This is a genomic window from Nocardia sp. NPDC003999, assembly GCF_053604885.1.
The window spans coordinates 1-13,760 of the sequence record NZ_JBSGIB010000032.1 but is presented as its reverse complement, the minus strand read 5'-3'; the positions used below and the strand labels follow the sequence as shown (position 1 = coordinate 13,760).

14 protein-coding genes and 1 pseudogene are annotated in these 13,760 nt (G+C 67.9%); 9 read left to right on the top strand and 6 right to left on the bottom strand.

Annotated elements, in window-relative coordinates:
- The first annotated feature begins 30 nt into the window (after positions 1–30).
- From ACWESM_RS34575 to ACWESM_RS34545, 7 genes and pseudogenes are all read left to right on the top strand, one after another.
- Positions 31–915 carry an alpha/beta fold hydrolase gene (locus tag ACWESM_RS34575; protein WP_452495355.1) on the top strand — a complete coding sequence of 295 codons (885 nt, stop codon included), beginning with the start codon at positions 31–33 and terminating at the stop codon, positions 913–915.
- Between the two features lie 123 nt (positions 916–1,038).
- On the top strand, positions 1,039–1,497 hold the full coding sequence (locus ACWESM_RS34570) for a MerR family transcriptional regulator (RefSeq protein ID WP_355080049.1): 459 nt from the start codon (positions 1,039–1,041) through the stop codon (positions 1,495–1,497).
- Positions 1,494–2,504, top strand: a complete 1,011-nt coding sequence (locus ACWESM_RS34565) for an aldo/keto reductase (RefSeq protein ID WP_452495354.1) — start codon at positions 1,494–1,496, stop codon at positions 2,502–2,504. The genes ACWESM_RS34570 and ACWESM_RS34565 overlap by 4 nt, the downstream gene beginning before the upstream one ends.
- A 25-nt stretch (positions 2,505–2,529) precedes the next feature.
- Positions 2,530–2,823 (top strand): putative quinol monooxygenase, encoded by a 294-nt coding sequence (locus ACWESM_RS34560; protein WP_355080053.1) that lies wholly within the window; start codon positions 2,530–2,532, stop codon positions 2,821–2,823.
- Between the two features lie 138 nt (positions 2,824–2,961).
- Positions 2,962–3,432: pseudogene (locus tag ACWESM_RS34555) on the top strand (carboxymuconolactone decarboxylase family protein); the annotation flags it as partial.
- 12 nt (positions 3,433–3,444) lie between these two features.
- Positions 3,445–3,756: a GNAT family N-acetyltransferase gene (locus tag ACWESM_RS34550; protein WP_452495385.1), complete on the top strand. Its 312-nt coding sequence runs from the start codon at positions 3,445–3,447 to the stop codon at positions 3,754–3,756.
- On the top strand, positions 3,753–4,742 hold the full coding sequence (locus ACWESM_RS34545) for a pirin family protein (protein WP_355080057.1): 990 nt from the start codon (positions 3,753–3,755) through the stop codon (positions 4,740–4,742). Before ACWESM_RS34550 ends, ACWESM_RS34545 begins: the two co-directional genes overlap by 4 nt.
- A 208-nt stretch (positions 4,743–4,950) precedes the next feature.
- Here ACWESM_RS34545 and ACWESM_RS34540 read toward each other — a convergent pair whose 3' ends face one another.
- Together ACWESM_RS34540 and ACWESM_RS34535 are read right to left on the bottom strand one after the other, a co-directional pair.
- A complete protein-coding gene (locus ACWESM_RS34540; RefSeq protein ID WP_397281938.1) occupies positions 4,951–5,427 on the bottom strand; it encodes an SRPBCC family protein in 477 nt (158 codons plus the stop codon).
- Complete coding sequence (locus tag ACWESM_RS34535) at positions 5,424–5,756, bottom strand: ArsR/SmtB family transcription factor (protein WP_397281940.1); 333 nt, start codon at positions 5,754–5,756, stop codon at positions 5,424–5,426. The genes ACWESM_RS34540 and ACWESM_RS34535 overlap by 4 nt, the downstream gene beginning before the upstream one ends.
- A gap of 299 nt (positions 5,757–6,055) precedes the next feature.
- Here ACWESM_RS34535 and ACWESM_RS34530 point away from each other — a divergent pair, with 299 nt between their 5' ends.
- Positions 6,056–6,679, top strand: coding sequence for a hypothetical protein (locus ACWESM_RS34530; protein ID WP_364434547.1), 624 nt, complete (start codon positions 6,056–6,058; stop codon positions 6,677–6,679).
- Here the strand turns inward: ACWESM_RS34530 and ACWESM_RS34525 are convergent.
- Positions 6,676–7,530: a helix-turn-helix transcriptional regulator gene (locus tag ACWESM_RS34525; RefSeq protein ID WP_452495350.1), complete on the bottom strand. Its 855-nt coding sequence runs from the start codon at positions 7,528–7,530 to the stop codon at positions 6,676–6,678. The two genes, ACWESM_RS34530 and ACWESM_RS34525, sit on opposite strands and share 4 nt — an antisense overlap.
- A gap of 100 nt (positions 7,531–7,630) precedes the next feature.
- Here ACWESM_RS34525 and ACWESM_RS34520 point away from each other — a divergent pair, with 100 nt between their 5' ends.
- The gene (locus ACWESM_RS34520; RefSeq protein ID WP_452495348.1) at positions 7,631–8,641 is read left to right on the top strand and encodes an aldo/keto reductase; all 1,011 of its coding nucleotides are present in this window, start codon (positions 7,631–7,633) and stop codon (positions 8,639–8,641) included.
- 242 nt (positions 8,642–8,883) lie between these two features.
- Here the strand turns inward: ACWESM_RS34520 and ACWESM_RS34515 are convergent, their stop codons facing one another.
- From ACWESM_RS34515 to ACWESM_RS34505, 3 genes are all read right to left on the bottom strand, one after another.
- On the bottom strand, positions 8,884–9,408 hold the full coding sequence (locus ACWESM_RS34515; RefSeq protein WP_452495346.1) for a PaaI family thioesterase: 525 nt from the start codon (positions 9,406–9,408) through the stop codon (positions 8,884–8,886).
- A gap of 78 nt (positions 9,409–9,486) precedes the next feature.
- Complete coding sequence (locus ACWESM_RS34510; RefSeq protein WP_355080071.1) at positions 9,487–13,440, bottom strand: DNA-directed RNA polymerase subunit beta'; 3,954 nt, start codon at positions 13,438–13,440, stop codon at positions 9,487–9,489.
- Positions 13,441–13,542: 102 nt separating this feature from the next.
- Positions 13,543–13,760: hypothetical protein (locus ACWESM_RS34505; protein ID WP_356968766.1), on the bottom strand; the 218-nt coding region annotated here is incomplete at its 5' end.

The following is a 13,760-nucleotide window of genomic DNA, read 5'->3' as shown; positions in this document are numbered from 1 at the left end:
ATGCAAACTTCTTCTCGTTTAGGTGGTCCTGTGAACATCGCCAAGGTCTCGCACCGGTTCGTCGAGGTCGACGGCGTGCGCGTCTTCTATCGCACGGCCGGACCGGCCGACGCGCCCACGCTTCTCCTGCTGCACGGATTCCCATCCGCTTCCCACCAGTTCCGCAGGCTCATCGACGCGCTCGGCGACCGCTACCACGTGGTCGCGCCGGACTACCCGGGCTTCGGACACACCGAGGCGCCCGCCGACTTCCCCTATTCGTTCGACTCGCTCGCCGACGTCCTGGAGGGTTTCGTCGAGGCGCTCGGCCTGACCCGGTTCGTCATGTACGTCTTCGACTTCGGCGGCCCGGTCGGGTTCCGGCTGGCCACCAGGCAACCGGACCGCATCGCGGGCTTGGTGATCCAGAACGCCAACGCCTACGCCGAAGGGTTGTCCGAACTGGCGCGCCAGACCGTCACCAACCGGCCGGGCGTGCCCGGCGCCGAGGACAACATCCGGCAGATCCTCACCCTGCCGGTGACCCAGAGCCAATACCTGGGCGGCACCACCGATTCCGAACTCGTCGCACCCGACGGATGGGTGCTCGACCAGTACTTCCTGGACCGCCCCGAGCGGCAGCGGGCACAGATCGCGCTCGGCTTGGACTACCACTCCAATGTCGAGCTCTACCCCGTTTGGCAGCGCTGGCTGCAGTCGCACCGCCCACCCACATTGATCGTCTGGGGAAGAAACGACGCCTTCTTTCCCGAGCCGGGCGCGCACGCCTACCTCCGCGACCTACCGGACGCCGATCTGCACGTTTTCGATACCGGCCATTTCGCGCTGGAGGAGTTCCTCCCGGAGATCGCCCCGCTGGTCGCCGACTTCGTCGACACCGTCGCGCGACAGGACGCGAAGCCGGTCTCGCGGTGACGGCGACAGCCGGGAGAAACAATCGGAGAATGGGTCTTGCTTGGAGTGCACTCCAGGTGATTAGCGTCGTCAGTGTTCAACGAGAAGGGCGAGTGCAGTGAACGAGCGTCAGCGAGTGAAGTCATGAGTGAAACCGCGTTTCCGGTGACCGCGAGTGACGACCGGGAGCTGCCGCGGTATTCGATCGGCGAGGTGTCCGAGCGATCGGGGCTGAGCCGGGATACGTTGCGCTGGTACGAACGGATCGGGCTGATGGACTACATCGGCCGGGACCACTCCGGCAAGCGCCGGTTCAGCGACCGGGATCTCGAATGGCTGGCGCTGATCGGGCGGCTGCGCACGACCGGCATGTCGGTGGCTGACATGGTTCGCTACGCCGAGCTGGTGCGGACGGGAGACGCCACGCTCCCCCAGCGGCTGGAGATGTTCCGGGACACCCGCGCCGAGGTACTCGCCAAGATCGATGAACTCCGTCAGACCCTGGCCGTGCTGGACCACAAGATCGCCCTGTACGAGGGCAAAGTCGAGACAGCTCCCCCGGCCATGGTCACCGCGCACGACAGCGAAGGAATCAAGCTATGACGAGCACGGACAGCCTGCCCACCACCACCCTGGGAACCAGCGGCATCGAGGTGGGGACGCAGGGTCTGGGCTGCATGGGCATGAGCGAGTTCTACGGGCCCAGCGATCTCACCGAATCAAGGGCGACCCTGGATCGGGCGCTGGAACTGGGTGTCACTCTGTTCGACACCGCCGATGTCTACGGCTCCGGGCACAACGAGGAATTCCTCAGCGATTTCTTCGGCGCCGAGCGCGACCGGCTGGTGATCGCCACCAAGTTCGGCATCGTCCGCAAGGCCGACGACCCGGCCTTCCGAGGGTTCGACAACTCCCCCGCCTACATCCGCGCCGCGGTGGAGGGCAGCCTGCGCAGGCTGCGGGTCGACACCATCGATCTGTACTACATGCACCGCAAGGACCCCGCCGTGCCGATCGAGGACACGGTCGGCACGATGGCGGAATTGGTGCGGGAGGGCAAGGTGCGCGCGCTCGGATTGTCCGAGGTGACGGGCGCCGAACTCCGGGCGGCGCACGCGGTGCACCCGATCGCGGCCGTGCAGTCGGAATGGTCGCTGTTCTCCCGGGACGTCGAACGCACCGTGGTGCCCGCCGCGGCGGAGCTGGGTGTGACCTTCGTGCCGTACTCGCCGCTTGGTCGCGGCTTCCTGACCGGATCGTTCACCGGCACCGCCGACAGGAGCGATTTCCGTTCCACGATGCCGCGCTTCACCGGCGAGAACGCGGCGCGCAATGCCGAACTGCTCGACCCGCTGCGGGCCATCGCCGAGGCACGCGGCATCACCCTGGCGCAGGTGGCCCTGGCCTGGGTGCACGCACAGGCCGCTGTGCGCGGCCTCGCAGTGGTCCCGATCCCCGGCACGCGCAGCCGCACCCGGCTCGCCGACAACGTGGCCGCCGCGACCATTTCGCTCACCGCCGACGAACTGGCGACACTGGAGCCGATCGCGAGCCGGGTGACCGGCACCCGGTACGCGGACATGTCGTTCACGTCGGCGGGCCGCGAATAACCCACCACGAGATCAGGAGACGCTCATGTCGACGTTGACGCTCAACGTCCGCTTCACCGCCAAGCCGGGTCGCGAGGCGGAGTTGAAGGACCTGTTGCAAGGCATGATCCAACCGACGCTCGCCGAGGACGGTTGCGTCCGGTACGAGCTCTACCTGCATCCCACCGACCAGAGCCGGATGGTGCTGCTCGAGGAGTGGGCCGACGAGGACGCCTTGGCCGCGCACTTCCAGACGCCACACCTGAAGGCCCTGGCGACGGCGTTGCAGGACGTCCTGGTCGAACCGTTCCAGCTGCGACGGTTCACCGAGATCGGATGAGCGCGGCGGTGGTCCGGGGTCGCGTGCGGGCCCGGCCCACCACGGACTCCTTCCCTACCACGCGCTCCCGGACCGAAGTCCGTTTCTCCGGCGGCGCGGTCTGCGCCGTTCACCGGCGACCGCTAACATCCCATGAATATGAGCCCCGAAGCCCCGCGAGATCGCGTCTGGATCGACAAACGGACGCCCACCGCGTTCCGCGCACTGAACGGCGTCGCGAGCGAGGTCAGGGCCGCCGCCGCGGCCGTGGGGCTGGATCGCCGGATCATCGAACTGATCAATCTGCGCGTCTCCCAGATCAACGGTTGTGCGTACTGCCTCGACGTGCACTACCGGGCGGCCTTGGCGGCCGGGGCTACCGAGCAGGAGATCGCGGTGCTGCCCGGCTGGCGGCGCGGCGGCACGTACCCGCCCTTCGAGCAGGCCGTGCTCGCGATCGCGGAAGTGACGGCGACGCTCCCGGACGAGCACGTCATCGAGCGTGAGTACGCTTTTGCTCGCCGGTATCTGACGGATGACCAGCTGTCCGTCGTCATCTGGGTGGCCACCACGATCGGCGCGTTCAACCGGGTCTCGATTCTCAGCAGGCATCCGGTTCGCGCACGGAAGGAGAAGGGAACCATGACCGAATCGGCTTCGGAGTCCAAGGTCGTCCGCAACGACGAGCGGCATCGCTACGAGGTGTTCTACGGTGGGGAGCTGGCCGGCTTCGCCGACTACGAGGAACGCGACGACGAGACGGTGTTCACGCACACCGAGGTCGACGGCGCGTTCTCCGGGAAGGGCCTCGGCTCGGTCCTGGCCAAGAGCGCGATCGAGGACGTCGTCGAGCGGGGGCGGGTGATCCGGCCGGTGTGCCCGTTCATCAAGGCGTACCTGGACAAGCACCCCGACTACGACAAGCACGTGATCGGCAAGGGCGTCGATCGGTGAGTGACCTGGATCCGCGCCCGGCTGAGACGCTGTGTGAACCCGCGCCCGGCCCCGGCCCGGTCGCGGAGCGTTATCCGGCCCGCGAGGTGCCACTCGGCGGCGTGCGCGGTGTGTACGTCGAACGGGTGCTGCCCCAGCGCGACCTGCCCACCGTCGGCGCGTGGTGTTTCCTCGACCACTTCGGCTCGCCGACGGTCACCAAGACCGGCGCGCCGCCGGACATCGATCCGCATCCGCACATCGGCCTGCAAACGGTGACCTGGCCGTTCGAAGGCCGTATCCGGCACCGTGACTCGGTCGGGTCGGACGTGGAGATCGAACCCGGTCAGCTGAACCTGATGACGTCCGGGCGCGGCATCGCCCATTCCGAGTACGCCGTGCCCGGCGCGCCCGCCGGACACGGCTTGCAGCTGTGGATCGCCCTGCCGGGCCACCGCACCGGCATCGCGCCGCATTTCGAGCAGCATCGCGAACTGCCGGTCGTCGAAGCGCCCGGCCTGCGAGCGATCGTGCTGATCGGGTCGCTGGCCGGGAAGACCTCGCCCGCCATCGCCTACACACCCATCGTCGGCGCCGATGTGCGGCTCGAGCCGGGAGCCGATGTCGCTCTCCCGCTCGACCCTCGTTTCGAGCACGCTGTGCTGGTGATCGAGGGCGAGGTGACCGTCGCGGGCGACGAACTCGCGGCTGGACCGCTGCTGTACCTGGGCACCGGCCGTGACGAACTCCAGCTCACCAGTTCCGGCGGCGCGCACGTCGCGCTGATCGGCGGGGAGCCGTTCGGCGAGGAACTGGTGATGTGGTGGAACTTCGTCGGCCGCAGCCACGAGGACATCGTCGCCGCCCGCGCCGATTGGGAGAATCACGACGTCAGCCGGTTCGCCGACATCGCGGGCCACACCCCGGGGCAGCGCATTCCCGCGCCGCCCCTGCCCGGACTGCATCTGAAGCCGCGCAAGCGCCGGATCGGCCCGGCCAGGGACTGAACCGCGCCGCGATCTCATCCGGCTCCGCCCGGCCGCCCCGCTGTTGTCAGCACCGCCACCTGTTGAGGATTGCCGCCGCCACCGTCCCGAGCCGGACGGCCGTTCGCGTCCGTAGACGCGCCTGGATCGGCCGCCGATTCCCCTGACACGAGACGGCGCACCCCACGCTTCGGCTCCGCTCACGCGACCGAAGCCGAAGCGTACGGTCTCAGCCTCGGGCGAGCAGTGCGTCCAGTGCGCGGTAGCTCTCGTTGAGCCCGGACTCCATGCCCGACTGGAGCATCCCGTCCCGTTCCTGCGACGTGTGGAACTGGCTGTCGGTGACCACCTTGGTGCGGCCGTCGCCGAGATCGACGAAGCTGACGCTGTCGATGGCCACGTGGGCGGGCATACCGTCCCACTCGAAGGAGTACACGATGCGCTCCCGCGGGGTGATCTCGCGGAAGCGGCCCTCGAAGCCGTGCGTCTCCCCCTCGGCGTGCTCGACGAAACGCCAGTGCCCGCCGGCACGAAACTCCCAGCGCTCGATGTCGAGCCGGTTGCCTCGACCCCACCACTGGGCGAGCTGTTCGATCCTGCTGTAGGCGGCCCACACCCGCTCGCGCGGGGCATCGAAGACCCGCTCGATGTGGATCGCGCGGTCGGTGTCGGCCGTGATGACAGCGTCGTTCGTGGTTGTGCTCATCGCTCCTGCTCCGTTCGTCCGAGGAATTCGCCGAGACGGTCCAGCCGCGCTTCCACCATCCGCCGGTAGCCCTGCATCCAGGCCACTTCGCGGTCGAAGACGTTCTCGCCGAGGCGGCAGTACCGCACCCGGCCGCGCTTCTCCGTCACCACCATGCCCGCCGCCTCCAGCAACTGGACGTGCTTCTTGATGCCGGTGAGCGTCATCTCGAAGCGCTCCGCCAGTTCGCTGACGGTCGCGGGCCCACTGCCGAGGCGTTCGAGGATGCCACGCCGAGTGGGATCCGCGAGCGCTCCGAAGGAGGCGTCCAAGAAGTCATACTGAACCATCTAGTTCAGTGTTGCGCAGCACGGCGCGGACGTCAAGAGGGAATCGCATCGCCCGGATCCGGCAACTCGACCGACGGTCGGCCGAGAAACCACGACCCGGCGGCCGACCCGACGACGCCGGGGCCGAAGCCCGCCCCGGCGACCGATTCCCGCTTTACAGGCACTCGCCGGCGAAGTGCGACAGATACTTTCGCCGCCGCAATCGGTGATGAACTGTCGCTCAACCCTTCTGATCGAGCCCGTCGAGCGGTATCTTGTCCGGACGAACCGGACACGGGGCGGGACACGGAAAGAGCACGATGAGGATCATCCAATTCACCGCGACCACTCTGGTTGCGCTGGCGGCCACCGCACTCACCACGAGCGCCGCGCACGCGCAGCCCGCGCCCGCCGACGCGCCGCTCGACCTGCACGGCACGTTCCACCAGGTCGCCTACGAGGTCGCCGCCAGCGAGGATCGCCGTGCTGCGGTGGCGACCCTCCAGGACGGAACGTTCGAGCTGACCCACGACGACCGGGTGGTGACGGTCGCCGATCGCGACGGCCAGATCGTCGCCGCGCTGCCGATGACGCTGCGCATCGGGGACCAGCGCGTGTCCCTGCGGCCCGTACTCGAGGACGCGGGACATCGGCTCACCGTCGCGCCGATCGCCATGGCCGACGCGCCGCTGCGCGACGTCAGCGCCCAGGAGCGGTTCTACGCCGAGGCCGAGAAGGTCATGCCGACCATCCTGGCGGGCGCGGGGATCGGCGCCGCCATCGGCTTCATCGTCGGATTCCCGCTCGGCCTGTTCGTGATCGACTTCATCACGGTGCCCGTAGCCGCGGTCGCGGGCGCCGCGATCGGCGCGATGGCCGGGTACGTCATCGGCGGTGGACAGCCCGCCGTCGACGCGGCGCTCGAGTACGTCACCGCGCCCTAGTCGAGCCGGTCGACGGGCGTCAACTGCTGCGTGCCGATCACCCGCAGCAGGTCCAGCTTCTCGGCCGCGTCCGTGCCGGGGCGCGGGAGGTAGACCAGCAGGCGCTGGGCGGAGTTGGGTGTGAGCAGCGTTTCGCAGACCATGTCGATCAGCCCGACCTGCGGATGCAAGATGCGCTTGATATCCGAAAGCCGCACGGCTACTTCGTGCTCGTTCCAGAGCCGGTCGAACTCGACGCTCGCGGAGCGTAGTCGCGCGACGAACTCGATCACGTCCGAATCGGCCGCCCGGCGCGCGGCCGTGGCACGCAGATCCGCGACGTGATGGCGGCTGAGCCGGTCCCAATCCTCCTCCGGGAAGGTCGCGCGCGCGGACGGGTCGGTGAACCAGCGGTAGGCGTAGTACCGGTCCCAGCCGCGCCGTTCGCCGTGATCGCCGACCAGCAAGGTGTGCATCCGGTTCTGCACGAGCACCTCGCCGAGATCGGTGACGACCGTGGCCGCGGTGTCGTCGAGCTTGGCGAGCAAGTGCATCAGGCCGGGGCCCACGTGCTTGTCGGTCGTCTCGCGGCCCGGCGGGGCGTGGTCGCACAGATGGTAGAGGTGGTCGCGTTCGTCGTTGTCGAAGCGCAGAGCGCGCGCGAGCGAGGCGAGCACCTGGGTGGACGGACGCGGACCGCGCGACTGCTCGAGCCGGGTGTAGTAGTCGGTCGAGATGCCCGCGAGCAGGGCGACCTCGTCGCGGCGCAGCCCCGGCGTGCGCCGCCGGACGCCGGGCGGCAATCCCACGTCGGCGGGCGTGAGCTGCTCCCGGCGACGGCGCAGGAAGTCGGCGAGTTCGGGGCGGTCCATGTCTTCACTGTCCCCCGAAACGGCGTGCTCAGCCAGGGATCGCCGCTCCCCCGATAAACGATCTCTCCCGCGGCGGTACCGCACGGTTCAGGCTGGTCCCATGACGACAACGAAGATCGACGAAGTGCGGCTGGGAGCCACCGGTCCGACCGTCAGCCGGATCGGCCTCGGCGCTATGAGCATGTCCGGCGCGTACGGCACGACCGACGACGCCGAATCGACCGCGACCATCCATGCGGCGCTGGACTCCGGCGTCAACCTCATCGACACCGGCGATTTCTACGGCGCGGGCCACAACGAGATGCTGATCGGCAAGGCCATCGCCGAACGTCCTCGCGAGGACGTGGTGCTGAGCGTGAAGTTCGGCGCGCTGCGCGGCCCTGACGGCGGTTTCGTCGGCATGGACAACCGCCCCGCCGCGCTGCGCAATTTCCTGGCCTACAGCCTCCAGCGGCTCGGCGTCGACCACATCGACATCTACCGACCCGCCCGGCTGGATCCGGACGTGCCGATCGAGGACACCGTCGGCGCCATCGGCGAGCTGATCGAAGCCGGATACGTCCGCCATGTCGGCCTGTCCGAGGTCGGCCCGGAAACCATCCGGCGCGCGGCGGCCGTGCATCCCATCGTGGACTTGCAGATCGAGTATTCGCTGATCTCGCGGGGCATCGAGGAGCGCATCCTGCCCGTCTGCCGCGAGCTCGGCATCGGCGTCACGGCCTACGGCGTGCTCTCACGCGGTCTGCTCAGCGATGCGATCCAGCCCGGCGCCACCTTCGACCCGACCGATTTCCGCGCGCACAGCCCACGCTTCCAGGGCGAGAACCTGGACCGGAATCTGGAGCTGGTCCGCGCGCTGAACGAGATCGCGGCGCGCAAGGACGCCTCGGTGGCGCAACTGGCCATCGCCTGGGCACTGACCCGCGGCGCGGACATCGTGCCGCTCATCGGCACCCGCCGACGCGGACGCTGGGCGGAAGCTGTTCGCGCCCTCGATCTTTCGCTAACCGACGAGGAGCTGTCCACCATCGAGTCGGCCGTGCCCGCAGACCGAGTCGCGGGGGAACGCTACGCCACGGCACAGATGGCGATGCTCGACAGCGAGCGGTGAGGTCACGTCCGGAGCGCGGCCGCGCCCCGGACCACCCGTGCCCGGACCCCCGATGCCGAAATCGACGGCAACGGCATGGCGAGGGACGCGAGTCCCGACGGCCTCGCCGCGACAGCGGTCCGGGCGACCCCCACTATTCCGCTGTTCTCCATAAGAACCGGCGTGCGTGCGTCCGCGCGCCCGGCCCGCGGTGCCGGTCACTCACCGTGGAGCACGGTAGCTCCGAGCATCTCCGGGCGCGATCACGTCCGGCGCGGACGCAGCACGGCCGTGAACACCGCTGCGGCCACGGTCCTTCCGGTGGCGTCGGCGATATCCACCGGAACTTCGAGTTCGAGCGGCACCTTCGCCTCGATGTCCGCACGTATCTTCGCCAGCGTCTCGCCGGAGAACGCGGAAGTAGCTCGGAACGGCCCCGCTTCCCCTTTCGCCCGGGCTTTGTACTCGATGCGCCCGTCCTTGGCGACGATGAACGTATCCCCCATCAGGTCCACGATTCCCGACACCGACGCGCCCATCGCGGCGGTCTCCGCCATCCCGAACAACACGGCGGCGTGCAGATCCCCGTTGTGGTTCAGGTGTTCCGCCCGCGGCACGACCGACACCACATTGCGCCCCGCCGCGAACTCCTCCCATTCCACCCCCGCGTACTGGATGAACCCCAGCTTCCGGAACCCGGCCACCACCAGATCCGCCAACGCCACGCCGTCCACCGCCACCTCCAGGAGCAGAACTGAAACCTGTTCTACTTTTACTGGCTTCCCCACCGGTTGTCCACCGCGCGCGAAACGAATCCGGCCCCCGCTCCAGAACGGAGCGGGGGCCGGATGCTTACGGCTGACGGATCAGCGGTAGTCGCTGAAGCCGTAGTCGTCGAGCGGAACCGCGGCGCCGGTGGTCTGACCGAAGCTGTCCGGGCTGTAGTAGGTGTCGTCGTAGGACGGCACCGCGTACGCGGCGGCACGGGCTTCCTCGGTCGGCTGCACCTGGATGTTGCGGTAGCGGTTGATACCGGTACCGGCCGGGATCAGCTTGCCGATGATCACGTTCTCCTTGAGGCCGATGAGCTTGTCGGAGCGGCAGTTGATCGCCGCGTCCGTCAGGACTCGGGTGGTCTCCTGGAAGGACGCCGCCGACAGCCACGAGTCGGTGGCCAGCGACGCCTTGGTGATACCCATCAGCACCGGGCGACCCGCCGCGGGCTCGGCGCCCTCGGCGACAACGCGACGGTTCGCGGCCTCGAACTCGGCGCGCTCGGTGAGCGAGCCGGGCAGGAACTCCGTGGCGCCCGAGTCGATGATCGTCACGCGACGCAGCATCTGGCGCACGATGACCTCGATGTGCTTGTCGTGGATCGACACACCCTGCGAGCGGTAGACCTCCTGGACCTCGTGGACCAGATGGACCTGAACCTGCCGGGGGCCCATGATGCGCAGCACCTCGTGCGGATCCGCCGCGCCTTCCAGCAGCTGCTGGCCGACCTCGACGTGGTCACCGTCGGAGAGCAGACGCTCGGTGCCGTCGTCGTGCTTGAACACACGCAGACGCTGCCGCTTCGAGAGCTTGTCGTAGACAACCTCTTCGCCACCGTCATCCGGGATGATGGTGATCTTGTAGAAGCGATCGTCGTCCTCCAGCCGCACGCGACCGGAGACCTCGGCGATGGGCGCCTTGCCCTTCGGCACGCGCGCCTCGAACAGCTCCTGCACACGAGGCAGACCGCCCGTGATGTCGTCACCCGCGACACCACCCTGGTGGAAGGTACGCATGGTCAGCTGGGTACCGGGCTCACCGATGGACTGCGCGGCGACGATACCGACGGCCTCACCGATGTCGACCAGCTTGCCGGTCGCCATCGAGCGGCCGTAGCAGGTCGCGCACACGCCGGTGCCGGTGGTGCAGGTCAGCACGGAGCGGACCTTCACCTCGGTGATACCCGCCTCGAGCAGCGCCTCCAGCGCCGGGTCGCCGAGGTCGGCGCCCTTGCCCACGATGACGTTGCCCTGCGCGTCGAGCGCGTCGGACGCGAGCGTGCGCGCATAGGTGGAGGTCTCCACGTGCGCGTCGCGGATGATCGAGCCGTCGAGCTGCTTCTCCGCGATCGGCACCACGATGCCGCGCTCGGTGCCACAGTCGTGCTCGCGCACGATGACGTCCTGCGAGACGTCCACCAGACGACGGGTCAGGTAACCCGAGTCGGCGGTGCGAAGCGCGGTGTCGGCCAGACCCTTACGAGCGCCGTGGGTGTTGATGAAGTACTCCAGAACCGTCAGGCCCTCACGGAAGGAGGACTTGATCGGCCGCGGGATGAACTCACCCTTCGGGTTCGTCACCAGGCCCTTCATACCGGCGAGGGTACGGGTCTGGGTGAAGTTACCCGTGGCGCCCGAGTCGACGATCGTGATGATCGGGTTGTCGGCCGGGTAGTGCGCGCGCAGCGCCTTACCGACCTCCTCGGTCGCCTCCTGCCAGATCTTGACCAGGGCGTTGTTGCGCTCCTGGTGATCGAGCGCACCACGCTGGTACTTCTTCTCGATCTGATCCGACTGCGCCTCGTAGCGCTCCATGATCTCGGCCTTCTCCGGCGGCACGAGCACGTCGGACATGGAGACCGTCACGCCGGAACGCGTGGCCCAGTAGAAGCCCGCGTCCTTGAGCTTGTCGACGGTCTGCGCGACCACGATCATCGGGTAACGCTCGGCCAGATCATTGATGATCGTCGCCTGGCGCTTCTTGGGCATCTGCTCGTTGATGAACGCGTAGTCCACCGGCAGCAGCTCGTTGAACAGCACCCGACCCAGCGTGGACTCGATGGTCCACGCGTCGCCGCGGCGCCAGCCCTCCGGGAACAGCTCGGCCTCGATCTCCTTCGGCGGACGCTGGTCGGTCAACCGGACCTTGATCAGCGAACGCACGGTGAGCTCACCGCGGTCCACCGCCATCTGCGCCTCGGCGGGCGAGGAGTACACGCCCTGCTCCGGACCGTCCTGAGTGGCCGGCTGGTAGGAACCCTTCGCGCCCTCTTCCAGACGGGTCAGGTAGTACAGGCCGGTCACCATGTCCAGACGCGGCATGGCCAGCGGGCGGCCCGAGGCGGGCGACAGGATGTTGTTCGACGACAGCATCAGCACGCGAGCCTCGGCCTGCGCCTCCGCCGACAGCGGCAGGTGCACGGCCATCTGGTCACCGTCGAAGTCGGCGTTGAACGCTTCACAGACCAGCGGGTGCAGCTGGATGGCCTTGCCTTCCACCAGCTGCGGCTCGAAGGCCTGGATACCGAGACGGTGCAGGGTGGGCGCGCGGTTGAGCAGCACGGGGTGTTCGGCGATGACCTCTTCGAGGACGTCCCACACCTGCGGCCGCTGCCGCTCCACCATCCGCTTGGCCGACTTGATGTTCTGCGCGTGGTTCAGGTCGACCAGGCGCTTCATCACGAACGGCTTGAACAGCTCCAGCGCCATCAGCTTGGGCAGACCGCACTGGTGCAGCTTCAGCTGCGGACCGACGACGATGACCGAACGGCCGGAGTAATCGACGCGCTTACCGAGCAAGTTCTGACGGAAGCGGCCCTGCTTGCCCTTGAGCAGATCGGACAGCGACTTGAGCGGACGGTTGCCCGGTCCGGTGACCGGACGGCCGCGGCGGCCGTTGTCGAACAGGGCGTCGACCGACTCCTGCAGCATCCGCTTCTCGTTGTTGACGATGATCTCGGGCGCGCCGAGGTCGATCAGTCGCTTGAGGCGGTTGTTGCGGTTGATCACGCGACGGTACAGGTCGTTCAGGTCGGAGGTGGCGAAGCGGCCACCGTCGAGCTGAACCATCGGGCGCAGCTCCGGCGGGATCACCGGAACGGCGTCGAGCACCATGCCCATCGGCGAGTTGCCGTTGGCCTGGAACGCCGCGACGACCTTGAGCCGCTTGAGCGCGCGCAGCTTCTTCTGGCCCTTGCCGGTGCGGATGGTCTCGCGCAGCGACTCGGCCTCGGCCTCGATGTCGAAGCTCTCCATCAGCTTCTGGATGGACTCCGCGCCCATCGCGCCGGTGAAGTACTCGCCGTAGCGGTCGACCAGCTCGCGGTAGAGCACCTCGTCGACGATGAGCTGCTTGGGCGCCAGCTTGGTGAAGGTGTTCCAGATCTCCTCCAGCCGGTCCAGCTCACGCTGGGCACGGTCGCGGAGCTGGCGCATCTCCCGCTCGCCGCCGTCCTTGACCTTGCGGCGGACGTCGGACTTGGCGCCTTCGGCCTCCAGCTCGGCCAGGTCGGCCTCGAGCTTCTGAGCGCGGGCCTCGAGGTCGGCGTCGCGCTGGTCGGCGACCGCCTTCTTCTCGACCTCCATCTCGGCCTCGAGCGTGGACAGCTCGTTGTGCCGCAGCTCCTCGTCGACCGCCACGATGACGTAGGCGGCGAAGTAGATGATCTTTTCCAGATCCTTCGGCGCCAGGTCGAGCAGGTAGCCCAGGCGCGAGGGCACGCCCTTGAAGTACCAGATGTGGGTGACCGGAGCGGCCAGCTCGATGTGGCCCATGCGCTCGCGGCGCACCTTGGCGCGAGTCACCTCGACGCCACAGCGCTCACAGATGATGCCCTTGAAGCGGACGCGCTTGTACTTGCCGCAGTAGCACTCCCAGTCCCGGGTGGGACCGAAGATCTTCTCGCAGAACAGGCCGTCCTTCTCCGGCTTGAGCGTGCGGTAGTTGATGGTCTCCGGCTTCTTCACCTCGCCGTAGGACCACTGACGGATGTCTTCGGCGGTGGCCAGGCCGATCCGGAGTTCATCGAAGAAGTTGACGTCTAGCACGTAACTTCCTTTCCCCTGTGCGGGTCGAATTCGAGCAAAAGTTCACTAGTTGGGTAATCCGTTGCGGGAGGCCGGATGCCGTGACGGCATCCGGCCGACCGCCTAGTTCGCCAGATCGTCGACGGTCGCGGCTTCGTTCCTCGACAGGTTGATGCCGAGGTTCGCCGCAGCGCGCTCCAGGTCCTCGTCCTCGCCTTCGCGCAGCTCGATCGCGGCGCCGTCGGACGACAGCACTTCGACGTTGAGGCACAGCGACTGGAGTTCCTTGAGCAGGACCTTGAACGATTCCGGAATGCCCGGCTCCGGGATGTTCTCGCCCT